At 35.0% G+C, this 25700-nt stretch carries 39 protein-coding genes and 1 pseudogene; 38 read left to right on the forward strand and 2 right to left on the reverse strand.

The window, feature by feature from the left end:
- Positions 1-67 precede the first annotated feature (67 nt).
- On the reverse strand, positions 68-952 hold the full coding sequence (locus tag HMPREF2864_RS03405) for a GNAT family N-acetyltransferase (protein WP_070545014.1): 885 nt from the start codon (positions 950-952) through the stop codon (positions 68-70).
- A gap of 150 nt (positions 953-1102) precedes the next feature.
- Here HMPREF2864_RS03405 and HMPREF2864_RS03410 point away from each other — a divergent pair.
- Positions 1103-3238: pseudogene (locus tag HMPREF2864_RS03410) on the forward strand (DNA topoisomerase III).
- Positions 3239-3349: 111 nt separating this feature from the next.
- Positions 3350-4684 carry an NCS2 family permease gene (locus HMPREF2864_RS03415; protein ID WP_002460073.1) on the forward strand — a complete coding sequence of 445 codons (1335 nt, stop codon included), beginning with the start codon at positions 3350-3352 and terminating at the stop codon, positions 4682-4684.
- A gap of 175 nt (positions 4685-4859) precedes the next feature.
- Here HMPREF2864_RS03415 and HMPREF2864_RS03420 read toward each other — a convergent pair whose 3' ends face one another.
- Entirely contained in the window at positions 4860-5255 is a 396-nt protein-coding gene (locus HMPREF2864_RS03420; protein ID WP_002460071.1) for a hypothetical protein, read from the reverse strand.
- 351 nt (positions 5256-5606) lie between these two features.
- Between HMPREF2864_RS03420 and rpsJ the strand changes: the two genes are divergently transcribed.
- From rpsJ to HMPREF2864_RS03600, 36 genes are all read left to right on the forward strand, one after another.
- The gene (gene rpsJ / locus HMPREF2864_RS03425) at positions 5607-5915 is read left to right on the forward strand and encodes a 30S ribosomal protein S10 (protein WP_001118667.1); all 309 of its coding nucleotides are present in this window, start codon (positions 5607-5609) and stop codon (positions 5913-5915) included.
- Between the two features lie 27 nt (positions 5916-5942).
- Positions 5943-6605: a 50S ribosomal protein L3 gene (rplC, locus tag HMPREF2864_RS03430; protein WP_002478829.1), complete on the forward strand. Its 663-nt coding sequence runs from the start codon at positions 5943-5945 to the stop codon at positions 6603-6605.
- A 28-nt stretch (positions 6606-6633) separates the two neighbouring features.
- Positions 6634-7257, forward strand: a complete 624-nt coding sequence (rplD, locus tag HMPREF2864_RS03435) for a 50S ribosomal protein L4 (protein WP_002460069.1) — start codon at positions 6634-6636, stop codon at positions 7255-7257.
- Complete coding sequence (rplW, locus tag HMPREF2864_RS03440; protein ID WP_002460068.1) at positions 7257-7532, forward strand: 50S ribosomal protein L23; 276 nt, start codon at positions 7257-7259, stop codon at positions 7530-7532. The genes rplD and rplW overlap by 1 nt, the downstream gene beginning before the upstream one ends.
- A 31-nt stretch (positions 7533-7563) precedes the next feature.
- The gene (rplB, locus tag HMPREF2864_RS03445; protein ID WP_002460067.1) at positions 7564-8397 is read left to right on the forward strand and encodes a 50S ribosomal protein L2; all 834 of its coding nucleotides are present in this window, start codon (positions 7564-7566) and stop codon (positions 8395-8397) included.
- Positions 8398-8463: 66 nt separating this feature from the next.
- Complete coding sequence (gene rpsS / locus HMPREF2864_RS03450) at positions 8464-8742, forward strand: 30S ribosomal protein S19 (protein ID WP_002478831.1); 279 nt, start codon at positions 8464-8466, stop codon at positions 8740-8742.
- 27 nt (positions 8743-8769) lie between these two features.
- A complete protein-coding gene (rplV, locus tag HMPREF2864_RS03455; RefSeq protein ID WP_000387527.1) occupies positions 8770-9123 on the forward strand; it encodes a 50S ribosomal protein L22 in 354 nt (117 codons plus the stop codon).
- Positions 9124-9146: 23 nt separating this feature from the next.
- Positions 9147-9800: a 30S ribosomal protein S3 gene (rpsC, locus tag HMPREF2864_RS03460; protein WP_002460064.1), complete on the forward strand. Its 654-nt coding sequence runs from the start codon at positions 9147-9149 to the stop codon at positions 9798-9800.
- A 2-nt stretch (positions 9801-9802) separates the two neighbouring features.
- Positions 9803-10237, forward strand: a complete 435-nt coding sequence (rplP, locus tag HMPREF2864_RS03465; protein ID WP_002460063.1) for a 50S ribosomal protein L16 — start codon at positions 9803-9805, stop codon at positions 10235-10237.
- Positions 10227-10436, forward strand: a complete 210-nt coding sequence (gene rpmC / locus HMPREF2864_RS03470; protein WP_000644737.1) for a 50S ribosomal protein L29 — start codon at positions 10227-10229, stop codon at positions 10434-10436. Before rplP ends, rpmC begins: the two co-directional genes overlap by 11 nt.
- Before the next feature lie 17 nt (positions 10437-10453).
- Positions 10454-10717 carry a 30S ribosomal protein S17 gene (gene rpsQ / locus HMPREF2864_RS03475; protein ID WP_002460062.1) on the forward strand — a complete coding sequence of 88 codons (264 nt, stop codon included), beginning with the start codon at positions 10454-10456 and terminating at the stop codon, positions 10715-10717.
- Between the two features lie 31 nt (positions 10718-10748).
- Positions 10749-11117, forward strand: coding sequence for a 50S ribosomal protein L14 (rplN, locus tag HMPREF2864_RS03480; protein ID WP_002460061.1), 369 nt, complete (start codon positions 10749-10751; stop codon positions 11115-11117).
- Between the two features lie 36 nt (positions 11118-11153).
- Complete coding sequence (gene rplX / locus HMPREF2864_RS03485; protein ID WP_002448459.1) at positions 11154-11471, forward strand: 50S ribosomal protein L24; 318 nt, start codon at positions 11154-11156, stop codon at positions 11469-11471.
- A gap of 25 nt (positions 11472-11496) precedes the next feature.
- Positions 11497-12036 carry a 50S ribosomal protein L5 gene (gene rplE, locus HMPREF2864_RS03490; protein WP_002460060.1) on the forward strand — a complete coding sequence of 180 codons (540 nt, stop codon included), beginning with the start codon at positions 11497-11499 and terminating at the stop codon, positions 12034-12036.
- Between the two features lie 24 nt (positions 12037-12060).
- The gene (locus tag HMPREF2864_RS03495; RefSeq protein WP_001140799.1) at positions 12061-12246 is read left to right on the forward strand and encodes a type Z 30S ribosomal protein S14; all 186 of its coding nucleotides are present in this window, start codon (positions 12061-12063) and stop codon (positions 12244-12246) included.
- 31 nt (positions 12247-12277) lie between these two features.
- Positions 12278-12676, forward strand: coding sequence for a 30S ribosomal protein S8 (gene rpsH / locus HMPREF2864_RS03500; protein WP_002460058.1), 399 nt, complete (start codon positions 12278-12280; stop codon positions 12674-12676).
- Positions 12677-12700: 24 nt separating this feature from the next.
- The gene (rplF, locus tag HMPREF2864_RS03505; protein ID WP_070545017.1) at positions 12701-13237 is read left to right on the forward strand and encodes a 50S ribosomal protein L6; all 537 of its coding nucleotides are present in this window, start codon (positions 12701-12703) and stop codon (positions 13235-13237) included.
- A gap of 31 nt (positions 13238-13268) precedes the next feature.
- Positions 13269-13631, forward strand: coding sequence for a 50S ribosomal protein L18 (gene rplR, locus HMPREF2864_RS03510; protein ID WP_002460056.1), 363 nt, complete (start codon positions 13269-13271; stop codon positions 13629-13631).
- A 20-nt stretch (positions 13632-13651) separates the two neighbouring features.
- Positions 13652-14152 carry a 30S ribosomal protein S5 gene (gene rpsE, locus HMPREF2864_RS03515; RefSeq protein WP_002460054.1) on the forward strand — a complete coding sequence of 167 codons (501 nt, stop codon included), beginning with the start codon at positions 13652-13654 and terminating at the stop codon, positions 14150-14152.
- 16 nt (positions 14153-14168) lie between these two features.
- Positions 14169-14348, forward strand: coding sequence for a 50S ribosomal protein L30 (rpmD, locus tag HMPREF2864_RS03520; protein ID WP_002460053.1), 180 nt, complete (start codon positions 14169-14171; stop codon positions 14346-14348).
- 19 nt (positions 14349-14367) lie between these two features.
- On the forward strand, positions 14368-14808 hold the full coding sequence (gene rplO / locus HMPREF2864_RS03525) for a 50S ribosomal protein L15 (protein ID WP_002460052.1): 441 nt from the start codon (positions 14368-14370) through the stop codon (positions 14806-14808).
- Positions 14808-16100, forward strand: a complete 1293-nt coding sequence (gene secY / locus HMPREF2864_RS03530; RefSeq protein WP_002460051.1) for a preprotein translocase subunit SecY — start codon at positions 14808-14810, stop codon at positions 16098-16100. The genes rplO and secY overlap by 1 nt, the downstream gene beginning before the upstream one ends.
- A gap of 17 nt (positions 16101-16117) precedes the next feature.
- A complete protein-coding gene (locus HMPREF2864_RS03535; protein ID WP_002460050.1) occupies positions 16118-16768 on the forward strand; it encodes an adenylate kinase in 651 nt (216 codons plus the stop codon).
- Positions 16769-16961: 193 nt separating this feature from the next.
- Positions 16962-17180 (forward strand): translation initiation factor IF-1, encoded by a 219-nt coding sequence (gene infA / locus HMPREF2864_RS03540; protein WP_001829792.1) that lies wholly within the window; start codon positions 16962-16964, stop codon positions 17178-17180.
- Between the two features lie 31 nt (positions 17181-17211).
- Entirely contained in the window at positions 17212-17325 is a 114-nt protein-coding gene (gene rpmJ, locus HMPREF2864_RS03545) for a 50S ribosomal protein L36 (protein WP_001829709.1), read from the forward strand.
- A 23-nt stretch (positions 17326-17348) separates the two neighbouring features.
- The gene (gene rpsM / locus HMPREF2864_RS03550; RefSeq protein WP_002460049.1) at positions 17349-17714 is read left to right on the forward strand and encodes a 30S ribosomal protein S13; all 366 of its coding nucleotides are present in this window, start codon (positions 17349-17351) and stop codon (positions 17712-17714) included.
- 22 nt (positions 17715-17736) lie between these two features.
- A complete protein-coding gene (gene rpsK / locus HMPREF2864_RS03555; RefSeq protein ID WP_000101625.1) occupies positions 17737-18126 on the forward strand; it encodes a 30S ribosomal protein S11 in 390 nt (129 codons plus the stop codon).
- Positions 18127-18213: 87 nt separating this feature from the next.
- Positions 18214-19158, forward strand: coding sequence for a DNA-directed RNA polymerase subunit alpha (locus HMPREF2864_RS03560; RefSeq protein WP_002460048.1), 945 nt, complete (start codon positions 18214-18216; stop codon positions 19156-19158).
- Between the two features lie 16 nt (positions 19159-19174).
- Complete coding sequence (gene rplQ, locus HMPREF2864_RS03565) at positions 19175-19543, forward strand: 50S ribosomal protein L17 (RefSeq protein WP_002460046.1); 369 nt, start codon at positions 19175-19177, stop codon at positions 19541-19543.
- 357 nt (positions 19544-19900) lie between these two features.
- Entirely contained in the window at positions 19901-20710 is an 810-nt protein-coding gene (locus HMPREF2864_RS03570; RefSeq protein WP_070545018.1) for an energy-coupling factor transporter ATPase, read from the forward strand.
- Complete coding sequence (locus tag HMPREF2864_RS03575) at positions 20707-21564, forward strand: energy-coupling factor transporter ATPase (protein WP_002478834.1); 858 nt, start codon at positions 20707-20709, stop codon at positions 21562-21564. Before HMPREF2864_RS03570 ends, HMPREF2864_RS03575 begins: the two co-directional genes overlap by 4 nt.
- Entirely contained in the window at positions 21561-22367 is an 807-nt protein-coding gene (locus HMPREF2864_RS03580) for an energy-coupling factor transporter transmembrane component T family protein (protein ID WP_070545019.1), read from the forward strand. Before HMPREF2864_RS03575 ends, HMPREF2864_RS03580 begins: the two co-directional genes overlap by 4 nt.
- 4 nt (positions 22368-22371) lie before the next feature.
- The gene (gene truA, locus HMPREF2864_RS03585) at positions 22372-23175 is read left to right on the forward strand and encodes a tRNA pseudouridine(38-40) synthase TruA (RefSeq protein ID WP_070545020.1); all 804 of its coding nucleotides are present in this window, start codon (positions 22372-22374) and stop codon (positions 23173-23175) included.
- Between the two features lie 265 nt (positions 23176-23440).
- A complete protein-coding gene (gene rplM / locus HMPREF2864_RS03590; protein ID WP_002460041.1) occupies positions 23441-23878 on the forward strand; it encodes a 50S ribosomal protein L13 in 438 nt (145 codons plus the stop codon).
- Between the two features lie 19 nt (positions 23879-23897).
- Entirely contained in the window at positions 23898-24290 is a 393-nt protein-coding gene (rpsI, locus tag HMPREF2864_RS03595; RefSeq protein WP_070572110.1) for a 30S ribosomal protein S9, read from the forward strand.
- 458 nt (positions 24291-24748) lie between these two features.
- Positions 24749-25408, forward strand: a complete 660-nt coding sequence (locus HMPREF2864_RS03600) for a putative quinol monooxygenase (protein ID WP_070545022.1) — start codon at positions 24749-24751, stop codon at positions 25406-25408.
- Positions 25409-25700 lie beyond the last annotated feature (292 nt).

Here is a 25700-nt window from a genome sequence, read left to right on the forward strand (position 1 = left end):
AACTACTGTCAATATTTAGTTCATAGCTTAAAACGTAATGATGTCCCAGACTTGTCCAAATCACTTTTTAGTTGCTACTTGTAGGCTTAGTGAATTGTTCAAGTTTAAATTTTTTATATTCATAATTGACTTTGAAACCAAGTTCATTAAAGCGTGATACAAGTTTTGTATTTTTACTTCGTATTTTAAAATGAACTTTTTTAATTTCATAGTGCTTAAAGGCATAATTCAGTCCATAACTTAATAAATCAAAACCAATGCCCATGAAACGATAATCTGAGTGAGAACTAAAGTATTTAATTTCAGCATGGGAACCAGTAGTATCAATTTGTAGATACAGATAACCTTTTAAGATGCCTTCACTAACAAAAAGGAATAAACGATGGTAATCATCTAATGTAGCGATAAGTTCTTCTGCTGTATGTGCGCCGTGTTTAAAAGTATCATGATGCAACTTAGCAAAATGACGGTAAAAAGCTGTATGATATTCAATAATATTAGGATTAATTGTCTCCGCATGTGTTTGCTTATAGGCTTCTAGATAGTAATCCGTGAAATTATAATGCGCATGAATAGCATCCATCAATGGATAATACGTTTGGAGTCCTTCTTCAAAAGAAAAATTAAAAATCGAATGTGCAGATACATTTGAATTTAATGCATTAAATAACGCTTGAAAATCCTCCACAGTTAAGTCATGCTCTCCTTTAGTAAATGGACCAATGACTTTATAACAATCTTTTGCGTAAGAGAAAGCAAACAAAATGGTCTTTATATCATTGTTATTATCTGCACATGCAAATACACCTGGAAAATGTATTGCCTTGGTTAATAAAGTATCTATATCATCATAATTTTGAGGCAATTTATATAAATATGAGGTCTGAATGTAACTCGAAGCTTCTATAAATGACTTAATCGTTGCTAATTCTGTGAGTTTATGAATTTCCATTGATTTACCTCCCGCACCTTATAGTTAAGTTAATTATAAGAATAATCGTCAACAATTAAAAGCTTTGCATGTGAAATCACATGTTACAATAAGACTATTAATGACAAAATAGTGTCGAATATGGTGACACTTGAAATGAAAGGACTTACTATGAAATCTTTAATTTTAGCTGAAAAACCTTCCGTTGCGAGAGATATAGCAGATGCTTTACACATAACGCATAAGAAAAACGGTTATATAGAAAACGAAAAATATATTGTGACCTGGGCACTTGGGCATTTAGTAACCAATGCTCAACCCGAGCATTACGACAAAAGATATCAGACATGGAATTTAAACGATTTGCCCATTATTCCCAAACATATGAAAACGATAGTAATTGGAAAAACAAGCAAGCAATTTAAAACAGTGAAATCATTATTGTTAAATAAGCAGGTAAATAACGTGATTATTGCTACTGATGCGGGTAGAGAAGGCGAACTTGTTGCGCGGCTTATCTTAGACAAAGTAGGCAATAAAAAGCCAATTCAACGTTTGTGGATTAGTTCAGTTACTAAAAAAGCAATTCAACAAGGTTTTAAGAACTTACAAGACGGGAGAAAATATAATCATCTGTATCAAGCAGCATTAGCGCGCAGTGAAGCAGATTGGATTGTAGGGATTAACGCAACACGTGCTTTAACGACTAAATATGATGCTCAATTATCATTAGGGCGTGTGCAAACGCCAACCATTCAATTAGTGTATGAGCGTCAGAAAGAAATCAAGCAATTCAAACCTGAAGATTACTACACATTGCATATTAAAGTTGCTGGCTATGAGTTTGATTTGGAATCACAGCAACGCTTTAAATAAAGAGAAGATTTAGAGCATATCGTTAAAGCCATCGCACAAAATAATATTCAAGTGACGACCGTTGAGACAAAGCGTAAAAAAAGCTATCCGCAAGCATTGTTTAACTTAACTGATTTACAACAAGAGGCGTACCGCCGATTTAAAATGGGACCTAAAGAAACTTTGAACACGTTACAAAATTTATATGAACGACATAAATTAGTGACTTATCCTAGAACCGATTCTAACTTTTTAACTAGTGATATGGTAGAAACGTTCTCTGAACGACTGCAAGCTTTACTTGCAACTGATTACAAAGTTGCAGTTAAAAATCTAATGAAAAAGTCGTTCAATACAAAACTAAATATCATTAATGATAAAAAAGTTTCAGATCATCATGCGATCATTCCAACTGAAATTAGACCAGATTTAAATCAACTTACTGCAAGAGAACAAAACATATATATGCTTGTGGCTGAGCGCTTTATTGCATCATTAATGGAACCATACCAATATGAAATGACAACGGTTAAGTTAGAAGTAGCACAGCACCAGTTTAAAATGAAAGAAAACATACCTTTGCAACTAGGATATAAAGCCTTATTTGACACAACGCAAACTGAAGTAAAGAAACAACCTTTCCGTCAAGGGCAACAATATCCAATTTCACAAACAAATATAAAGAAACATCAAACAACACCACCAGATTATTTTAATGAAGGAACGTTATTAAAAGCGATGGAATCACCACAACAAGTTATTCATATACAAGATAAGAAATATGCACAAATGCTTAAACAAACTGGAGGTATTGGCACCGTAGCGACTCGGGCAGACATTATTGAAAAACTTTTCAATATTAATGCAATTGAATCAACAGACGGAAAGATTAAGGTCACATCTAAAGGACAACAAATATTAGATTTAGCACCAGAAGCCTTAACTTCACCGCTATTAACTGCAGAATGGGAAGAAAAATTAACTCGAATTGAAAAAGGTAAGTATAATCAGCGGAAATTTATACAGGAAATGCAAGATTTTACGACAAAAATAGTGCATGACATTAAAAATAGTGTGCAGACATATAAACATGATAACTTAACTACAACAGAATGTCCTACATGTGGGAAATTTATGATTAAAGTAAAAACAAAGAATGGGCAGATGCTAGTATGCCAAGATCCTTCTTGTAAAACGAAAAAGAATGTGCAACGTAAAACGAATGCAAGATGTCCAAATTGTAAGAAGAAAATGACATTATTTGGTAAAGGGAAAGAAGCGACATATCGTTGTATTTGCGGCTATACGGAAACACAACGACATATGGATGAGCGAATGAAGCATAAAAATAATAATAAGATATCTAAAAAGGAAATGAAGAAATATATGTCATCTGATGAAAAGTTGGAAAATAATCCGTTTAAAGATGCGTTAAAAAATTTAAAACTATAAATAATTCGAACAAAACGAGACTTTATAATAATAAAGTTCGTATTTGCTATTGTTTTTTCTACTAATAGGTATTAAACTATTAAAGTATTTTATTAAAAGGAGCATTTTACGGTGAGAAAATATTTCCAATTTGACGAAAATAACACGAATTATAAGAAGGAAATTATTGGTGGGATAACGACATTTTTATCCATGGCTTATATATTGGCTGTCAATCCACATGTCTTAAGTCTTGCAGGAGTTAAGGGTGTAACTCCAGACATGAAGATGGATCAAGGAGCGATTTTTGTAGCAACTGCTTTAGCAGCTTTTGTTGGTTCTTTATTTATGGGATTGATAGCGAGATACCCTATTGCATTAGCACCAGGTATGGGATTAAATGCCTTCTTTGCATTTACAGTAGTATTAAATTTGGGTATTCCATGGCAAATCGGATTAACAGGTGTGCTTTTCTCAGGAATTGTGTTTGCCTGTTTGACAATTTCTGGTTGGCGCGAAGTCATTATTAATGCCATCCCATATCAAATGAAAATGGCAGTATCGGCTGGTATTGGTTTATTTATCACCTTTGTTGGTTTACAAAGCGCTGGAATCATTGTGAAAAACAAATCCACACTTGTAACGCTTGGAAAGTTAACAGAAGGGCCAGTATTATTAGCGATATTAGGTATTGTTGTAACGGTTATTTTATATGCTAAGAAAGTACCTGGTTCAATTTTTATAGGAATGGTGATTACTGCAATTGTTGGAATGGTAACGGGACTTATTCATGCACCTTCAGGTATAGTAGGACATGTTCCAAGTATTAAACCAACATTTGGGGCAGCTTTCGAAGCATTTAAAGATCCATCACAACTGTTTACGATTCAATTTTTAATTGTAATATTAACGTTTTTATTTATTGATTTCTTTGATACTGCAGGTACATTAGTTGCGGTTGCAACTCAAGCAGGTATTATGAAAGATAATAAACTCCCACGTGCAGGTAGAGCATTATTTTCAGACTCACTAGCAACGATCGTCGGTGCAATATTTGGTACGACAACGACAACATCATATATAGAATCTACTTCTGGTGTTGCTGTAGGAGCAAGAACAGGATTTGCGAGTATCGTGACAGGTTGTTGCTTCTTATTGGCATTATTCTTCAGCCCATTGATGCAAGTTGTAACAAGTGCTGTTACTACACCAGCCCTTGTTGTTGTTGGGGTATTGATGGCGGCAAACTTTGCTGAAATTGATTGGAAAAAGTTCGAAGTAGCTGTTCCAGCGTTTATTACAATTATCATGATGCCTTTATCGTATTCTATTGCTACTGGAATTGCGTGTGGTTTTATTTTCTACCCAATTACAATGCTTATTACTAAAAAACATAAAGAAGTGCATCCAATCATGTATGTATTAATGGTGCTCTTCATTTTATATTTCGTGTTTGTACACGGTTAAAATTAAAAAGATCCTAGGACATATGAATCATGTTTTAGGATCTTAATTACATATGGACAATAGTTGACTTGATTGAAAATGCGTTTATACCAAGTTTTTTCAATCTTAGCCAACCTTTTGTCGGGGCGGGACTACGAATTCAAAATGAATGTTGTCCCGCTCCGTTTTAATTAAATCAGCGATTCTCATGTTTATCATCTTTATACTGTGTATAAACAACACGCGCATTTTTATTAGGTAGATAAGTTGGAGCGCTTAAGACGATAAATAAGAAAAATACCATCAAGAAGAATAAAATCCAATGCGTAATCATCCCAATAATTGGAAGAATTGCAATAAGTGATCCAACAATTCCAATTAAAGGTATAACTAGCATAGGCTTAATGGCATTTTGTTTATCGAAAAGCAAGATTATAACCAATACTAAATATAAAAATGCATTAAATAATAACGGTTGCCAAAAATAACTAAAGATAATCATTCCACCTAAAAAGGGGATTCCATAAAAGAATTCACATACTAATATAAATACACTAATAAGTGAAAGTGTAACTTTAATACTATGTTTCATGTAACGACACCTCCATTTACCTATATTATATGTAAAAAAAGATATATAGAAATTAAAAAGGCTGTAAACTAATATTACCTAAATAATTAATGACTAAAAATGCGAAAAACAGTTGAACTGACTGTAATTATCAAGTACAATACAAAGGTATGTGTTAGACAAGGTTAGAAAAAATACAGAAACCCCTTGAATTAGATGGGTTTTTACTGTATCATATCTAATGTTGGACTTGTAAGAAGCGATGAAGCGAAAGGTTACTGACACACCCGGCCGCTTTGCCATGGCGTTGTGGCAGATAGTTTTCGTGGAGAAGTCTATCACTTAAATGTAGACGAATAAGGAGGGAAAATTATGGCAAAACAAAAAATCAGAATCAGATTAAAAGCTTATGATCACCGTGTGATTGATCAATCAGCAGAAAAAATTGTTGAAACTGCAAAACGTTCTGGTGCAGATGTTTCTGGACCAATTCCGTTACCAACTGAAAAATCAGTTTATACAATTATCCGTGCGGTGCATAAGTATAAAGATTCTCGTGAACAATTCGAACAACGTACACACAAACGTTTAATCGATATTGTGAACCCAACACCAAAAACAGTTGATGCTTTAATGGGCTTAAACTTACCATCTGGTGTAGACATCGAAATTAAATTATAATAGAAAATTTTAGGAGGTGGACTTTCGATGACCAAAGGAATCTTAGGAAGAAAAATTGGGATGACTCAAGTATTTGGAGAAAATGGTGAATTAATCCCAGTTACAGTAGTAGAAGCAAGTCAAAACGTAGTATTGCAAAAGAAAACTGAAGAAGTAGATGGATACAATGCTATTCAAGTAGGTTTTGAAGACAAACAAGCATATAAAAAAGATGCAAAATCAAACAAATATGCAACGAAACCAGCTGAAGGTCATGCTAAAAAAGCAGGCACAGCACCTAAGCGCTTCATTCGTGAATTCAGAAACGTCAATGTTGATGAATACGAAGTAGGTCAAGAAGTCTCAGTTGATACATTTGAAGCTGGCGACATCATTGATGTAACAGGCGTATCTAAAGGTAAAGGTTTCCAAGGTGCTATTAAACGACATGGTCAAGCACGTGGACCAATGGCTCACGGTTCTCATTTCCACAGAGCACCAGGTTCAGTAGGTATGGCTTCTGATGCTTCAAGAGTATTTAAAGGTCAAAAAGCACCTGGACGTATGGGTGGTAACACAGTGACTGTACAAAACTTAGAAGTAGTACAAGTTGATACTGAAAATGGCGTTATCCTTGTAAAAGGTAATGTTCCAGGAGCTAAAAAAGGCTTAGTAGAAATTAAATCTTCAATTAAAAAAGGTAATAAATAATTAAGTAGCGAAAGGAGGAAAATGCATAATGGCTAATTATGATGTATTAAAAGTAGACGGTTCTAAAGCAGGTTCAGTAGAACTTAGCGATGCAGTATTCGGCATTGAACCAAATAACAGCGTGCTTTTTGAAGCAATTACATTACAACGTGCTTCATTACGCCAAGGAACACATGCTGTTAAAAATCGTTCAGCAGTTCGTGGCGGTGGACGTAAACCATGGAGACAAAAAGGTACAGGACGTGCGCGTCAAGGTACGATTCGTGCGCCACAATGGCGTGGTGGTGGTATCGTATTTGGACCAACTCCAAGAAGCTATGCTTATAAAATGCCTAAGAAAATGCGTCGTTTAGCGTTACGTTCAGCATTGTCATTCAAAGTTAAAGAAAATGGATTCACAGTTGTAGATAGCTTTGGTTTCGAAGCACCTAAAACGAAAGAATTCAAAAACGTGTTAACTACATTAGAACAACCTAAAAAAGTTTTAGTAGTGACAGAAAATGAAGACGTAAACGTAGCATTATCTGCACGTAATATTCCTGGAGTACAAGTTACTACAGCGACTGGCTTAAACGTATTAGATATTTCAAGTGCTGACAGTGTAATTATCACTGAAGCAGCTGCTAAAAAAGTTGAGGAGGTGCTCGGATAATGGAAGCTAGAGACATTCTTAAGCGCCCCGTAATCACTGAAAAATCTTCAGAAGCTATGGCAGAAGAAAAATATACATTTGACGTTGATACTCGTGTAAACAAAACACAAGTTAAAGATGCTGTTGAAGAAATCTTTGACGTTAAAGTTGCAAATGTCAACATCATGAACTATAAACCTAAGAAAAAACGTATGGGCCGATACCAAGGTTATACGAATAAACGAAGAAAAGCGATTGTTACATTAAAAGAAGGATCAATCGACTTATTTAACTAAAATAAAATTACCAATAAGGAGGTAAGCGACAATGGCTCTTAAAAAATACAAGCCAATAACAAATGGTCGTCGTAATATGACTTCATTAGATTTCGCGGAGATTACTAAAACAACTCCAGAAAAGTCATTATTACAACCGCTACCGAAAAGAGCGGGACGTAACAACCAAGGTAAATTGACAGTACGCCATCATGGTGGCGGCCACAAACGTCAATACCGTGTTATCGATTTCAAACGTAATAAAGATGGAATCACAGCTAAAGTTGATTCTATTCAATATGATCCAAACAGATCAGCAAATATTGCATTATTAGTATATGCAGATGGTGAAAAACGCTATATTATCGCACCTAAAGGATTAGAAGTAGGACAAGTAGTTGAAAGTGGTGAAGACGCTGACATCAAAGTTGGTAACGCATTACCATTACAAAACATACCTGTTGGTACTATCATCCATAACATTGAATTAAAACCAGGAAAAGGCGGACAACTTGCGCGTTCAGCAGGTGCCAGCTCTCAAGTGCTTGGTAAAGAAGGTAAATACGTATTAATCAGATTGCGTTCTGGTGAAGTTCGTATGGTGTTATCAACATGCCGAGCAACAATTGGACAAGTTGGTAACTTACAACATGAACTTGTTAACGTAGGTAAAGCAGGACGTTCAAGATGGAAAGGTATCCGTCCTACAGTTCGTGGTTCTGTAATGAACCCTAACGATCACCCACACGGTGGTGGTGAAGGTCGTGCTCCAATCGGTAGACCATCTCCAATGTCTCCATGGGGTAAACCAACTCTTGGTAAGAAAACACGTCGTGGTAAAAAAGCATCAGATAAACTTATCGTACGTGGACGTAAGAGAAAATAATAAAATCAACTTATTTGGGTGTGCGGCGTAAAGCTGCACGCACACAATAAGAAGGGAGGCGCCCAAATGGCTCGTAGTATTAAAAAAGGACCTTTCGTCGATGATCATTTAATGAAAAAAGTTGAAGCTCAAGACGGAAGTGAAAGAAAACAAGTAATTAAAACATGGTCTCGTCGTTCTACAATTTTCCCTAATTTCATTGGACATACATTTGCAGTATACGATGGACGTAAGCATGTACCTGTTTATGTTACTGAAGATATGGTTGGTCACAAATTAGGTGAATTTGCTCCAACTCGTACATTCAAAGGACATGCAGCAGACGACAAGAAAACAAGAAGATAACATATATAAGTAGAGGAGGAAATCCTAATGGAAGCAAAAGCGGTTGCTAGAACTATAAGAATCGCACCTCGTAAAGTTAGATTAGTTCTTGACTTAATCAGAGGTAAAAATGCTGCTGAAGCAATTGCAATTTTAAAATTGACAAACAAAGCTTCATCACCAGTAATTGAAAAAGTATTAATGTCCGCTTTAGCAAATGCTGAACACAACTATGATATGAACACTGATGAATTAGTTGTTAAAGAAGCATATGCTAATGAAGGACCAACTTTAAAACGTTTCCGTCCACGTGCACAAGGCCGTGCAAGTGCAATTAACAAACGTACTAGCCACATCACTATCGTCGTAAGTGACGGAAAAGAAGAAGCTAAAGAAGCTTAATAATTATTTAAGGAGGGAACACTGTGGGTCAAAAAATTAATCCTATCGGACTTCGTGTCGGTATCATCCGTGATTGGGAAGCAAAATGGTATGCTGAAAAAGACTTTGCATCATTACTACACGAAGATTTAAAAATCCGTAAATTTATTGATAACGAATTAAAAGAAGCATCAGTTTCACACGTTGACATTGAACGTGCAGCTAACCGAATTAACATTGCGATTCATACTGGTAAACCTGGTATGGTAATCGGTAAAGGCGGTTCAGAAATTGAAAAACTTCGTAACAAATTAAACAATTTAACTGATAAGAAAGTACACATCAACGTTGTTGAAATCAAAAAAATTGATATCGATGCACGTTTAGTTGCTGAAAACATTGCACGTCAATTAGAAAATCGTGCATCATTCCGCCGTGTACAAAAACAAGCGATTTCAAGAGCTATGAAGTTAGGTGCTAAAGGTATCAAAACTCAAGTTTCTGGTCGTTTAGGTGGCGCAGACATCGCTCGTGCCGAACAATATTCTGAAGGAACTGTTCCACTTCATACATTGCGTGCTGACATTGATTACGCACATGCTGAAGCCGACACTACTTATGGTAAATTAGGCGTTAAAGTATGGATTTATCGTGGAGAAGTTCTTCCTACTAAGAACACTAGTGAAGGAGGAAAATAATAATGTTACTACCAAAACGTGTTAAATATCGTCGTCAACATCGTCCAAAAACAACTGGTCGTTCAAAAGGCGGTAATTATGTAACATTTGGTGAGTATGGATTACAAGCAACTACAACGTCTTGGATTACATCTCGTCAAATCGAATCTGCTCGTATTGCTATGACACGTTACATGAAACGTGGCGGGAAAGTTTGGATTAAAATCTTCCCACATACACCATATACTAAAAAACCTTTAGAAGTTCGTATGGGTGCCGGTAAAGGTGCTGTTGAAGGTTGGATCGCAGTTGTGAAACCAGGTCGTATCTTATTCGAGATTGCTGGTGTACAAGAAGAAGTTGCTCGTGAAGCATTGCGTTTAGCTAGTCACAAACTTCCAGTTAAAACTAAGTTTGTAAAACGTGAAGAATTGGGTGGTGAAACAAATGAAAGCTAAGGAAATTAGAGACTTAACCACTTCAGAAATCGAAGAACAAATCAAATCTTCAAAAGAAGAACTTTTTAACCTACGCTTTCAGTTAGCTACAGGTCAATTAGAGGAAACTGCACGTATTCGCACAGTAAGAAAAACGATTGCACGTCTAAAAACTGTCGCTCGTGAAAGAGAAATTGAACAAAGTAAGGCTAATCAATAAAAGAGGAGGTTGTAAAAGTGAGTGAAAGAAATGATCGCAAAGTTTACACTGGCAGAGTAGTTTCTGACAAAATGGACAAAACTATCACTGTATTAGTAGAAACTTACAAAACACACAAATTATACGGTAAACGTGTAAAATACTCTAAAAAATACAAAACTCATGATGAAAACAATTCAGCTAAATTAGGAGACATTGTTAAAATCCAAGAAACTCGTCCTTTATCAGCAACAAAACGTTTTCGTTTAGTAGAAATTGTTGAAGAGTCAGTAATTATTTAATACAAGATTAAAGATAAGGGAGGTTTAACGAATGATCCAACAAGAAACTCGATTAAAAGTGGCAGACAACTCTGGTGCTCGTGAAGTTCTTACAATCAAAGTGTTAGGTGGATCTGGTCGCAAAACTGCGAACATTGGTGATGTAATTGTTTGTACTGTTAAAAATGCAACACCAGGTGGCGTTGTTAAAAAAGGCGATGTAGTAAAAGCTGTTATAGTTAGAACTAAGTCAGGTGTTCGCCGTGATGATGGTTCATATATCAAATTTGATGAAAATGCATGTGTCATTATTCGTGATGACAAAGGCCCACGTGGTACTCGTATCTTTGGTCCTGTTGCTCGTGAATTACGTGAAGGTAACTTCATGAAAATCGTTTCATTAGCACCAGAAGTACTATAAACAAACAATAACCATAATATTTAAGGAGGTGCCCACATGCATATCAAAAAAGGTGACAACGTAAAAGTTATCGCAGGTAAAGACAAAGGTAAAGAAGGAAAAGTTATTGCTACTGAACCTAAAAAAGACCGTGTCGTTGTGGAAGGTGTAAATGTTATTAAAAAACACCAAAAACCAACTCAATTAAATCCTGAAGGTGGAATCTTAGAAACAGAGGCAGCTATCCATGTTTCTAACGTACAATTATTAGACCCTAAAACAAATGAACCTACACGTGTTGGTTATAAATTTGTTGATGGTAAAAAAGTTCGTATTGCTAAAAAGTCAGGCGAAGAAATCAAATCTAATAATTAATAAATAATCGAAAGGAGGATCCACTTTGAACCGTTTAAAAGAAAAATTCAACACAGAAGTTACTGAAAACTTGGTTAAAAAGTTTAACTACAGTTCAGTAATGGAAGTACCAAAAATCGAAAAAATCGTAGTTAACATGGGTGTCGGTGATGCTGTTCAAAACTCAAAAGTTTTAGATAGTGCAGTTGAAGAATTAGAATTAATCACTGGTCAAAAACCATTAGTAACTAAAGCTAAAAAATCAATCGCAACATTCCGTTTACGTGAAGGTATGCCAATCGGTGCAAAAGTAACACTTCGCGGTGAAAGAATGTATGAATTCTTAGATAAATTAATCGCAGTTTCATTACCACGTGTACGTGACTTCCATGGTGTTTCTAAAAAAGCATTTGATGGTCGCGGTAACTACACTTTAGGTATTAAAGAACAATTAATTTTCCCTGAAATCGATTATGATAAAGTAAGCAAAGTAAGAGGAATGGATATTGTTATCGTAACAACTGCTAACACTGACGAGGAAGCTCGTGAATTGTTATCAAACTTCGGTATGCCATTTCGTAAATAATCTCTAAAAAAGGAGGCTAATTAAGTGGCTAAAACTTCAATGGTTGCTAAGCAACAAAAAAAACAAAAATATGCAGTACGCGAATACACACGTTGTGAACGTTGTGGACGTCCACATTCTGTATACCGTAAATTTAAATTATGCCGTATTTGTTTCCGTGAATTAGCTTATAAAGGTCAAATTCCTGGCGTACGCAAAGCTAGTTGGTAATTATTAAGAGTCTGAAAGGAGGCAACAATCAATGACAATGACAGATCCAATTGCAGATATGCTAACTCGCGTGAGAAACGCTAACATGGTGCGTCACGATAAATTAGAGTTACCTGCATCAAACATTAAAAAACAAATTGCTGAAATCTTAAAAAATGAAGGTTTCATTAAAAACGTAGAATTCGTTGAAGATGATAAACAAGGTGTTCTTCGCTTATTCCTAAAATATGGTCAAAATAACGAACGTGTTATCACAGGTTTAAAACGTATTTCTAAACCAGGTTTACGTGTTTATGCTAAAGCTAACGAAGTGCCTAAAGTATTAAATGGTTTAGGTATCGCATTAGTTTCTACATCTGAAGGTGTTATCACTGATAAAGAAGCAAGAAAACGTAATGTTGGTGGAGAAATTATCGCATACGTTTGGTAATAATAAATAAGGAGGTGCCCTAACATGAGTCGTGTTGGTAAGAAAATTATTAATATTCCTACAGACGTAACAGTTACATTTGATGGTCATACTGCAACTGTTAAAGGTCCAAAAGGGGAATTATCAAGAACTTTTGATGAAAAAATGACTTTTAAACAAGAAGAAAACACTATCGAAGTAGTAAGACCATCAGATTCTAAAGATGATCGTACAGTTCATGGTACTACTCGTGCTTTATTAAACAACATGGTGCAAGGTGTATCACAAGGTTATGAAAAAACGCTTGAACTTGTTGGTGTTGGTTACCGTGCTCAAATGCAAGGAACTAATTTAGTATTAAATGTGGGATATTCTCACCCTGTAGAAATTCAAGCAGAAAATGGTATCACATTTGCTGTTGAAAAGAATACTACAATCAAAGTATCTGGCGTATCTAAAGAGCAAGTTGGAGCAATTGCTTCTAACATTCGCGCAGTAAGACCTCCAGAACCTTATAAAGGTAAAGGAATTCGTTACCAAGGTGAATACGTTCGCCGTAAAGAAGGTAAAACTGGTAAATAATAGATAACTCTCGAAAGAAAGGAGTATAACAATGATCAGTAAAATTGATAAAAATAAAGTGCGTTTAAAAAGACATGCACGTGTTCGTACTAGCTTATCTGGTACAGCTGAAAAACCTCGTTTGAATGTTTATCGTTCAAATAAACATATTTACGCACAAATTATTGATGATGTAAAAGGCGAAACAATCGTACAAGCATCATCTAAAGATAAAGATATTGCTAGTGACTCAACTTCTAAAGTAGATTTAGCTACAAAAGTTGGTGAAGCAATTGCTAAGAAAGCCAATGACAAAGGCATTAAAGCTATTGTATTTGACCGCGGAGGTTACCTATACCATGGTCGTGTAAAAGCATTAGCAGATGCTGCAAGAGAAAGCGGATTAGAATTTTAATTTAAAGGAGGGACAATTACATGGCTCGTAGAGAAGAAGAAGCGAAAGAATTTGAAGAACGCGTTGTAACAATCAACCGTGTTGCGAAAGTTGTTAAAGGTGGACGTCGTTTCCGTTTCACTGCATTAGTAGTAGTAGGAGACAAAAAAGGTCGTGTAGGTTTCGGTACTGGTAAAGCACAAGAAGTACCTGAAGCTATCAAAAAAGCTGTAGAAGCAGCTAAAAAAGATTTAGTAGTCGTTCCACGTGTAGAAGGAACAACTCCTCATACTATCACTGGTCGTTATGGCTCTGGTAGCGTATTCATGAAACCTGCTGCACCTGGTACTGGTGTTATCGCTGGTGGTCCAGTTCGTGCGGTATTAGAATTAGCAGGTATTACTGATATCTTAAGTAAATCATTAGGTTCAAACACACCAATCAATATGGTTCGTGCAACAATCAATGGTTTACAAAACCTTAAAAATGCTGAAGATGTTGCGAAATTACGTGGCAAAACAGTAGAAGAATTATACAATTAAGGAGGGAAAATAAATAATGGCTAAATTACAAATTACCCTCACGCGTAGTGTTATTGGTCGTCCTGAAACACAACGTAAAACTGTTGAAGCATTGGGTCTTAAAAAGACAAACAGTTCAGTAGTTGTTGAAGACAACCCTGCAATTCGTGGGCAAATCAACAAAGTAAAACATTTATTATCAGTAGAAGAAAAATAAATAAGGAGGTGCCGAGAGAATGAAATTACATGAGTTAAAAGCAGCTGAAGGATCACGTAAAGAACGCAATCGTGTTGGACGTGGTGCTGCAACTGGTAACGGTAAAACAAGTGGTCGCGGTCAAAAAGGTCAAAAAGCACGTTCAGGTGGTGGCGTAAGACCAGGTTTTGAAGGTGGACAATTGCCTTTATTCCGTCGTTTACCTAAACGTGGTTTTACTAACATTAACCGTAAGGAATATGCTATTGTTAACTTAGACCAACTTAATAAATTTGAAGATGGTACTGAAGTAACTCCAGCTTTATTAGTTGAAACTGGTGTTGTGAAGAATGAAAAATCTGGTATTAAAGTACTAGGTAATGGTTCACTTGAGAAAAAATTAACAGTGAAAGCTCATAAATTTTCAGCTTCAGCAGCAGATGCTATTGATGCAAAAGGTGGAGCACACGAGGTGATCTAATGTTTCAAACGCTTGTGAGCTTTTTTACAACTAAAGAAGTTCGTAACAAGATTTTCTTCACTCTAGCAATGTTAATTATTTTTAAGATTGGGACGTATATCCCAGCTCCAGGAGTAAATCCTGAACCCTTTGCACATCAAGGTTCGGATCAAGGTGTTGCTGCTTTGCTAAATACGTTTGGTGGCGGAGCCTTAAAGAACTTTTCAATTTTTGCAATGGGTATTATGCCATACATCACTGCATCTATCGTAATGCAACTATTACAGATGGATATCGTACCTAAGTTTTCTGAATGGGCGAAACAAGGTGAAGTAGGTAAAAGAAAATTAAGTAACGTCACACGTTACTTTGCAATTATATTGGCTTTTGTTCAGTCAATAGGTATGGCATTCCAATTTAACAATTATCTAGGCGGTAAATTGGTTATTAATCAATCCGTGATGAGTTATTTGTTAATTGCGATTGTCTTAACAACAGGAACAGCATTTTTAATTTGGCTTGGAGACCAAATCACACAGTTTGGTGTAGGTAATGGTATTTCAATCATTATCTTCGCGGGTATCTTATCCACTTTACCATCATCTATCATCCAATTTGCGCAACAAGCATTTGTTGGTAACGATGATACGACTTTAGCATGGTTAAAAGTGATAGGTTTAGTAGTAGGTTTAATCTTGCTAACAATCGGTGCAATTTATGTACTTGAAGCGAAGCGTAAGATACCTATTCAATATGCGAAAAAACAATCAGCTCAACGATTAGGTTCACAAGCAACTTATCTACCTTTGAAAGTTAACTCAGCAGGGGTTATACCAGTAATCTTTGCGATGGCGTTCTTCTTATTGCCAAGAACATTAACGTTGTTCTTCCCTAAAGCAGATTGGGCTCAAACTATATCTCAAACTGCGAACCCATCCAATACTTATGGTATGATTGTTTATGTTGTGTTAATTATTGCGTTTACTTACTTTTACGCATTTGTTCAAGTTAATCCTGAAAAAATGGCCGATAATTTGAAGAAACAAGGTAGTTATGTACCAGGTATTCGTCCTGGCGACCAAACGAAAAAGTATATTACTAAAGTGCTATATCGCTTAACTTTTGTAGGTTCTATTTTCTTAGCAGTTATTGCTATTTTACCGATTTTAGCGACTAAGTTTATGAGCTTACCACAATCCATTCAAATTGGTGGTACAAGCTTGCTTATCGTTATTGGTGTAGCAATTGAAACTATGAAATCTTTAGAAGCTCAAGTAAGCCAAAAAGAATATAAAGGCTTTGGTGGTAGATAACTTGTAGGAGGGCATTTATGAATATCATTTTAATGGGTCTACCTGGCGCAGGTAAAGGAACTCAAGCGAGTGAAATTGTTAAGAAATTCCCAATACCACATATATCTACTGGTGACATGTTCAGAAAAGCGATTAAAGATGAGACTGATTTAGGCAAAGAAGCTAAATCATACATGGATCGTGGGGAATTAGTCCCTGATGAAGTTACTGTAGGTATCGTTAAAGAAAGAATTTCTGAAGACGATGCAAAAAAAGGCTTTTTATTGGATGGCTTTCCTAGAACAATCGATCAAGCTGAGGCATTAAATGAAATTATGTCTGAGCTTGACAGAGATATTGATGCGGTTATCAATATAGAAGTTCCAGAAGAAGAACTAATGAATCGCTTAACAGGTCGACGTATATGTGAAACATGTGGTACGACTTATCATCTTGTTTTTAATCCTCCAAAGGTAGAAGGTATTTGCGATATCGATGGTGGAAAGTTGTATCAGCGAGAAGATGATAATCCAGAAACAGTATCCAACCGTTTGAGCGTTAATGTTAAACAATCAAAACCTATTTTAGAATACTATGATAAAAAAGGTGTCTTGAAAAACATTGATGGTTCAAAAGACATTGACGAAGTAACCAGCGATGTCATTGATATCTTAAATCATTTAAAATAGATCAACTTCATACGGTCTATTAAATGGTGATTTTATTTAGGTTTAATCTATGATTAATAAGTTGAGTGACATAAGACGATATAATTCCCGCACTTTTGTTGAAGTTATTCTAACTAGTCACTGAAATAGATTCGTATCGTTAAAGTTGTCTATTGACGATTACCTTACTATTGCAAAAAGGGGGAAGTAATCAATGGCGAAACAAGATGTAATTGAATTAGAAGGTACAGTACTTGATACTTTACCAAATGCTATGTTTAAAGTAGAATTAGAAAATGGTCATGAGATTTTAGCACATGTAAGTGGTAAAATCAGAATGAATTATATTCGAATTCTTCCTGGCGACAAAGTAACAGTAGAAATGTCTCCGTATGATTTGTCACGCGGTAGAATTACGTATCGTTATAAATAATCGTCACTCCATAATATAGGGAGGTATAAAAATGAAAGTAAGACCATCAGTAAAACCAATTTGCGAAAAATGTAAAGTCATTAAACGTAAAGGTAAAGTTATGGTAATTTGTGATAATCCTAAGCACAAACAAAGACAAGGTTAATTAAAAGAGAGGTGTAAATTTATATGGCACGTATTGCAGGAGTAGATATTCCACGTGAAAAACGCGTTGTAATTTCTTTAACTTATATATACGGTATCGGTACATCAACAGCTCAAAAAATTGTTGAACAAGCAAATGTTTCAGCTGATACACGTGTAAAAGATTTAACAGATGATGAATTAGGTCGTATCCGTGAGGTTGTTGATAGCTTTAAAGTTGAAGGTGACCTACGTCGTGAACAAAATTTAAACATTAAACGTTTAATGGAGATTTCATCATACCGTGGTATCCGTCACCGTCGTGGATTACCAGTTCGCGGTCAAAAAACTAAAAATAACGCTCGTACGCGTAAAGGCCCAGTGAAAACTGTAGCTAACAAGAAAAAATAATAGGTAAAGGAGGCAAAAATAAATGGCACGTAAACAAGTATCTCGTAAACGTAGAGTTAAAAAGAATATTGAAAACGGTGTTGCGCATATCCGTTCAACATTCAACAATACTATTGTAACTATCACAGATGAATTTGGTAATGCATTATCATGGTCATCAGCTGGTGCATTAGGTTTTAAAGGTTCTAAAAAATCTACACCTTTTGCAGCACAAATGGCTTCAGAAACTGCATCAAAATCTGCAATGGAACACGGTTTAAAAACTGTAGAAGTAACAGTTAAAGGTCCTGGCCCAGGCCGTGAATCAGCTATCCGTGCATTACAATCTGCTGGTTTAGAAGTAACAGCAATCAGAGACGTTACTCCAGTACCACATAATGGTTGTCGTCCACCAAAACGTCGTCGCGTCTAATTCTTGATTGTTATTGTTACAGGTCACTGATCACTTAGCAAAACAGTTTGAAATTAAAGTCGACGTATTTAAGGAGGATATTTGTAAATGATAGAAATCGAAAAACCTAGAATTGAGACAATTGAAATTAGTGATGATGCTAAATTCGGTAAGTTCGTTGTTGAACCACTAGAACGTGGCTACGGTACTACACTAGGAAACTCCTTACGTCGTATCCTACTATCTTCATTACCAGGTGCAGCCGTTAAATACATCGAGATTGAAGGCGTATTACACGAGTTTTCAGCAATAGATAATGTAGTGGAAGATGTATCTACAATTATCATGAACATCAAAAAACTAGCATTAAAAATCTATTCTGAAGAGGATAAAACGTTAGAAATTGATGTACGAGATGAAGGCGAAGTAACTGCAAGTGATATCACACATGATAGTGATGTTGAGATTTTAAACCCAGAGCTTAAAATCGCAACCGTGTCTAAAGGTGGACATCTTAAAATTCGTCTTGTTGCTAATAAGGGTAGAGGTTACGCATTAGCAGAACAAAACAACACTAGTGATTTACCAATTGGAGTAATTCCTGTTGATTCACTTTATTCACCTGTAGAACGTGTAAACTATACAGTTGAAAATACACGTGTAGGTCAAAGTAGTGATTTTGATAAATTAACATTGGATGTTTGGACAAATGGTTCAATCACGCCACAAGAATCAGTATCATTAGCTGCTAAAATAATGACTGAGCACTTAAATATCTTTGTAGGTCTTACTGATGAAGCTCAAAATGCTGAAATTATGATCGAAAAAGAAGAAGACCAAAAAGAAAAAGTATTAGAAATGTCTATTGAAGAATTAGACTTATCTGTACGTTCATATAACTGTTTAAAACGCGCAGGAATCAATTCTGTACAAGAGTTAGCTGATAAATCAGAAGCTGATATGATGAAAGTGCGTAATTTAGGTCGTAAATCTCTTGAAGAAGTTAAATACAAATTAGAAGATTTAGGTTTAGGTTTAAGAAAAGAAGATTGATAAAGGAGGTTAACTCATGGGTTACAGAAAATTAGGTCGTACTTCTGACCAACGTAAAGCAATGTTACGTGATTTAGCAACGTCACTTATTGTAAGTGAACGTATCGAAACAACAGAAGCACGTGCAAAAGAAGTTCGTAGTATTGTTGAGAAATTAATCACTTTAGGAAAAAAAGGCGATTTAGCTTCTCGTCGTAATGCAGCTAAAACATTACGTAATGTTGACATCTTAAATGAAGATGAGACAACACAAACTGCACTTCAAAAACTATTTGGTGAAATCGCAGACCGTTATACAGAACGTCAAGGTGGTTACACTCGTATCCTTAAAGTAGGCCCTCGTCGTGGAGACGGTGCTGAATCAGTAATTATTGAATTAGTATAATTGTGAAATGTCACAATATATCACTGAATAAATACACTTAGAACTTATATATAAAGCAAATGAGTGCAACGATAATGTTTGCCACATACAAATATTGTCTAGCTCAGAGTACCCCATCAACTTAATAATCATTTAAAGCGTGAACTCAATAAATATGATGGGGTGCGCGCTTTTTTCATTTAGCTGTAGTTTAATTGACTATGGCTTTTTAGTTTGTGTCCTATTTGAAGTGGATGTTGTGTAGTAACGTGCATAGAAAATAGACAGTATATTTGATAAAATGTGGACAATATACAGATGATATGATTTCATGTAAAATATGATAGAATACATAAATTTTGATAAGGATGACTGACAATGGCTATGGAAGAAAATATAATTAAATTTAAAGATGTGTCATTTCAATATCAAAGCGATACTGCATTTACTTTAGATCATGTTTCTTTTAATATACCAAAAGGTAAATGGACGACAATTGTCGGTCATAATGGTTCAGGGAAATCAACGCTTGCAAAATTGATGGTAGGTATCGAGCAAGCAAATGAAGGACAAATTTTTTATAATAATCACCTTATCAATGCACAAAATTTACAAGATATTCGTAAACATATTGGTATCGTATTGCAAAACCCAGAAAACCAATTTGTTGGGTCAATTGTCAAATACGATGTTGCTTTTGGCTTAGAAAATCATTCAGTACCTCATGATAATATGCATCGCATAGTTAAACAGGTGCTTTCTGATGTTAATATGTTAGATTATGCAGATAGTGAGCCACAATCATTATCTGGTGGTCAAAAACAACGCGTTGCTATCGCTGGTGTACTAGCATTAGGGCCTTCAGTGATTATTTTAGATGAGGCTGATTCTATGTTAGATCCTAAAGCACGAGAAGATTTATTTGAGTTAGTGAAACGTGTCCAACAAGAAAAAAATATTACAATTATTTCTATTACACATGATTTGACTGAAGCAATGGATAGTGACTATGTGATTGTGATGAATAAAGGAACGGTTTACCAGGCTGGAATACCTGAGACCATTTTTTCGTCACAACAAGGTTTATTAGATATTGGTTTAGACTTACCATTTGTAATGAAAATTGCACAACAATTAGAAGTTAGTAATCGTTATATTACTTATGAAGGGTTAGTGGACAAACTATGAGTATTACCTTTAATGATGTCACATATATTTATCAAAAGGGGACACCCTATGAAAAAGAAGCAGTGAGTCACATTCATTTGGCTTTAGAACAAGGTGTCTATTATGCACTCATAGGACAAACGGGTAGCGGTAAGTCAACACTTATTCAACATATAAATGGTCTTATCAAACCTACAACAGGAAGCCTTTCTGTTGGTGATATTACGATTCATCATAAAACCAAAGATAAACATATAAGAACTATTCGTAAAACAGTCGGTATGGTTTTCCAAATTCCAGAAACACAATTATTTGAAGATACAGTGGAACGTGAAATTATCTTTGGTCCGAAAAATTTTGGTATGGATATAGAACAAGTTAAAAGTGATGCATTTGATTTATTAATGCAATTAGGTTTTCCAAGAAACATTATGTCTTTATCCCCCTTCCAAATGTCAGGAGGACAAATGCGTAAGATTGCCATCGTATCTATTTTAGCAATGAATCCCGATGTAATTATTTTAGATGAACCTACTGCAGGATTGGATCCTCAAAGTAGATTTCAAATTATGACACTACTTAAAAAGTTTCAACTTGAAGATAATAAGACTATCATTTTGGTGACGCATGATATGAATGATGTTGCGTGCTATGCAGATCAAACTGTAATTATGAAAGAAGGACAAATCGTTGATGTGTGTACACCGCGTGATTTGTTTGCTAAAGATAAGTATATAACAAATTGGCATATTGCCTTACCCGATATTGTTAAACTACAAAAAGATATTGAGGATAAACATCAAATAAAGTTCCCTCATTTGGCACTTACAAATGAGGAATTCGTTCAAATGTATAAGGAGTGGCGGCAAAAATGAAAAATAAATTGATTATTGGTCGCTATCTACCTACAAAATCATTGATACACGAATTAGATCCACGAGCTAAATTAATCTTTGTCTTTTTATTTATTATTACGATATTCTTTGCTCACTCGTTTACTACGTTTGCATGGTTGTTACTTATTATTTTAGCTATTATGATATGTGCAAAAATAAAACTTTGGTTTTTATTAAAAGGACTGACACCCATATTTATCTTTCTGATTTTTACTTTTGTGATGCATATACTGTTTACAAAAGGTGGCTTTGTACTGATTCAAATAGGTGCGTTTACTATTGAAAGTGCGGGTGTTTTGGAAGGGATTTTTATTTCTCTAAGATTAATTCTTATTGTAATGATAGCAACAATTATGACCTTATCTACAAGTCCGATTGATTTAACAGATGCCTTTGAAAAATTGATGTATCCGCTGAAATGGATTAAGGTACCCGTACATCAACTCAGTATGATAATGTCTATTGCTTTACGTTTTATTCCAACACTAATGGATGAATTAGATAAAATTATATTAGCACAAAAATCAAGAGGATCTGAAATAAGCTCGGGAGGGATATTTGCACGTATAAAAGCCTTTGTCCCTTTGATGATTCCATTATTTGTTTCTGCATTTCAACGTGCAGAAGACTTTGCTATAGCTATGGAAGTGCGAGGATATGATGCAAATGTTCAACGTACTAGCTATCGTACGTTACAATGGCAGATAAAAGATACAATTGTGATTTTAGCAATGATTCCAATCGCAGGTTTAATGTTTGTATTAAAATTGATAGGAGTGTAATGCGTTGCGTATTTTAGTCAATATATGCTATCAAGGAAGCAATTTTTTAGGATTTCAAATTCAAAATCAAGGTCGTACGGTTCAGCAACAATTTGAAAAGATACTAAAACGAATGCATCAACATGATGTTCGTATACATCCATCAAGTCGTACCGATCGAGGTGTCCATGCGCTTGAACAATTTTTCCATTTTGATACCGAATTAAAGATTGCTGATAGTCAATGGCAATATGCAATGAACAGTGCTTTGCCTGATGATATTTATGTCAAAGAAGTTAAACAGGTAGATTCGGATTTTCATTGTAGATATGATTGTGTTGGCAAACGCTATCGATATAAAGTGTATCAAGCTGAACATAAGAATCCATTTGAAAGTGGATTGAAGACTTATGTACCACAACAATTAAATATTGAACGTATGAATGAAGCTGCTCAAAAATTTATTGGGACACATGATTTTACAGGATTTTGTTCGCAAAAAACAGAAGTAGAAAGTAAAGTTAGAACGTTATATCAAAGTGAAATTGAAATGACGACATATGGTTTTGATTATATTGTTACAGGATCAGGGTTTCTATATAATATGGTCCGCGTATTAATGGCTTTTCTCATTGAAGTAGGAAAGGGGAACCGTTCCCCGGAAGAAGTCACAGCATTATTGGAACAAAAAAATCGAGATAATGTTCCATTTACCGCACCAGCAGAAGGCCTTTATCTTGAAAAAATCTACTTAGCACCTGAAGATCTAATTAATGACTTTGGACAAAACATCAAAATTTATCGTAAAAAATCTTTACAAAACGACTAAATTAGATTGACAAAACACCTATAAAATTATAAGATTATTAACGGTATTGTTTTATATCCACCCCATGATAAGCCCCGGAAACTTATTGTGTTACAAGATATATAAGCAAAGCAGAAGAACAGTTAACAAAATAAATGAAACTAACGCTTTTAAATCGTAACAGTATTTAAGTATCGAAAGCAGATTGTGATTTATCTCATAGGTTCGAATGTGAAGACAGGATTACAATCTAGACACAGCATTTATTTTTAGGAGGACAATTATTATGCGTCAAACATTTATGGCAAATGAATCAAACATTGAGCGCAAATGGTATGTAATTGATGCTGAAGGCCAAACATTAGGTCGTTTATCATCAGAAGTTGCATCTATCTTACGCGGTAAAAATAAACCAACTTACACACCACACGTTGATACTGGTGATTTCGTGATCATCATCAACGCTTCAAAAATCGAATTAACTGGTAACAAAGAACAAGATAAAATTTATTACCGTCACTCAAATCATCCAGGCGGACTAAAAGCTGTTACTGCTGGAGAATTGAAACGTAATAATCCAGAACGCTTACTTGAAAATTCTATTAAAGGTATGTTACCAAGTTCACGTTTAGGCGAAAAACAAGGTAAAAAATTATTTGTATATGGTGGCGCTGAACATCCACACGCTGCACAACAACCAGAAAACTACGAGTTACGTGGTTAATTAGAAGGAGGAAATTACATTGGCACAAGTTGAATATAGAGGTACAGGCCGTCGTAAAAACTCAGTAGCACGTGTACGTTTAGTACCAGGCGAAGGTAACATTAAAGTTAACAATCGTGATGTGCGTGACTACTTACCATTCGAATCATTGATTTTAGACTTAAACCAACCATTTGATGTAACAGAAACTAAAGGTAACTACGATGTTTTAGTTAATGTACATGGTGGTGGCTTCACTGGACAAGCTCAAGCAATTCGTCACGGTATTGCACGTGCGTTATTAGAAGCAGATCCTGAATACAGAGGTTCTTTAAAACGTGCTGGATTATTAACACGTGACCCACGTATGAAAGAACGTAAAAAACCAGGTCTTAAAAAAGCACGTCGTTCTCCACAATTCTCAAAACGTTAATCAATACGATTATATCAATATCTATGGCACTCAAGAATATCATCTTGGGTGCTTTTTTTGTTGTGAAAAATAAAAGTTTATCTCATATTCGTATAACTTTCTAGTCTTTTAAAGACAATGTCACAAACAATCATTTCCACTTTGTCTAAACTAATTATCTATTATGGTATTTTGAAAGTAGCTCATAGAACTCTCATTCGTCTTTTGGTATCGTTACATAAATTTCACACAATTAAGAACGTTTTCACGGACAACGCGTGTTAATCATGCTGTCACCATTTACAAAAATTTGGTAAAACATTTTCGCTTATTGCTAGGATCTGCTCAAATCCTAAACATCTTTGTCGGATTTTGCTTTATACAATTGATACTTTTTAACTAGTAGTCTAAACTATTAGTAATTTAAATCATTTGAATACTATATTTATGATTAATGGAATCGAGAAGGAGTTTGAACCATGGAAAAACCAGTAGCACATCTATTTAAATTAGAAGTCAGTAATCATGATATAGAGGTATTTCATCAAGCAGGTGTGAATAACTTATCAACTTCTTATCAAAATGAGGATGGTACACTGGCAATGTACGCTAGTAAAATAACAGAAAATCCTAATCAATTTATTGTTTTTGAGGTATATAAAGATGAATATGCTTATCAACAACATTTAAATTCTTCCCAATATCAAGAGTTTACTAATCAAGTTGGAAAGAAGTTGACGCAACAAAAAGCATTTGAGGTAGAGCCAATCTTTTTAAAAGAGAAATTAGCATCATCGAAATGGATTGGTGCAGAACATTTCTGCTTAAAATTTGCACAAATTTTAGTAAAAGAAAATGAAGAATTAAATTTTAAAGAAAGTGTATTAAAAAATATGAAGGCTTCAATCATTGCAGAAGACGATGTACTTGCCATGTATGCACTTCAGGATCGTAATAATTCTCAACGATTCTATTTTTATGAAGTTTACAACGATGAAAAAGCATATAATATCCACTGTAATACGTCTCATTTTAAAACGTATATCAATGAAACAGAAGGAGCGTTAGTTAATAAAGTTTTGGTAGACTTACAAAATGATGTTATGGTCACAAAGGGAAGTTTAACATATCTTCAATAGATTGAAAGGTAAATCGTCAATACCCTGAAAAAACGTGAATTAGTCAAAATATAGCGTTAAATATAACATAAATGGTGCCCCAATAAAGATATACTACGAACAAGGAAAGTTGCAAATCGGGGCACCAACAAATAGAATTTAAACCGAGACTGGGACATCATTATGTTTTAAGTTATGAACTCTATATTGGCAGTAGTTGACTGGATTAAAAATACGCTTATACCAAGCTTTTTCAATCCTAGTCAACCTTGCCGGGACGGGACTAAGAATTCATTATGAATTCTGTCCCGCT

Origin of the sequence: Staphylococcus sp. HMSC059F04 (assembly GCF_001812565.1) — a bacterium.
Lineage (GTDB): Bacteria > Bacillota > Bacilli > Staphylococcales > Staphylococcaceae > Staphylococcus > Staphylococcus lugdunensis.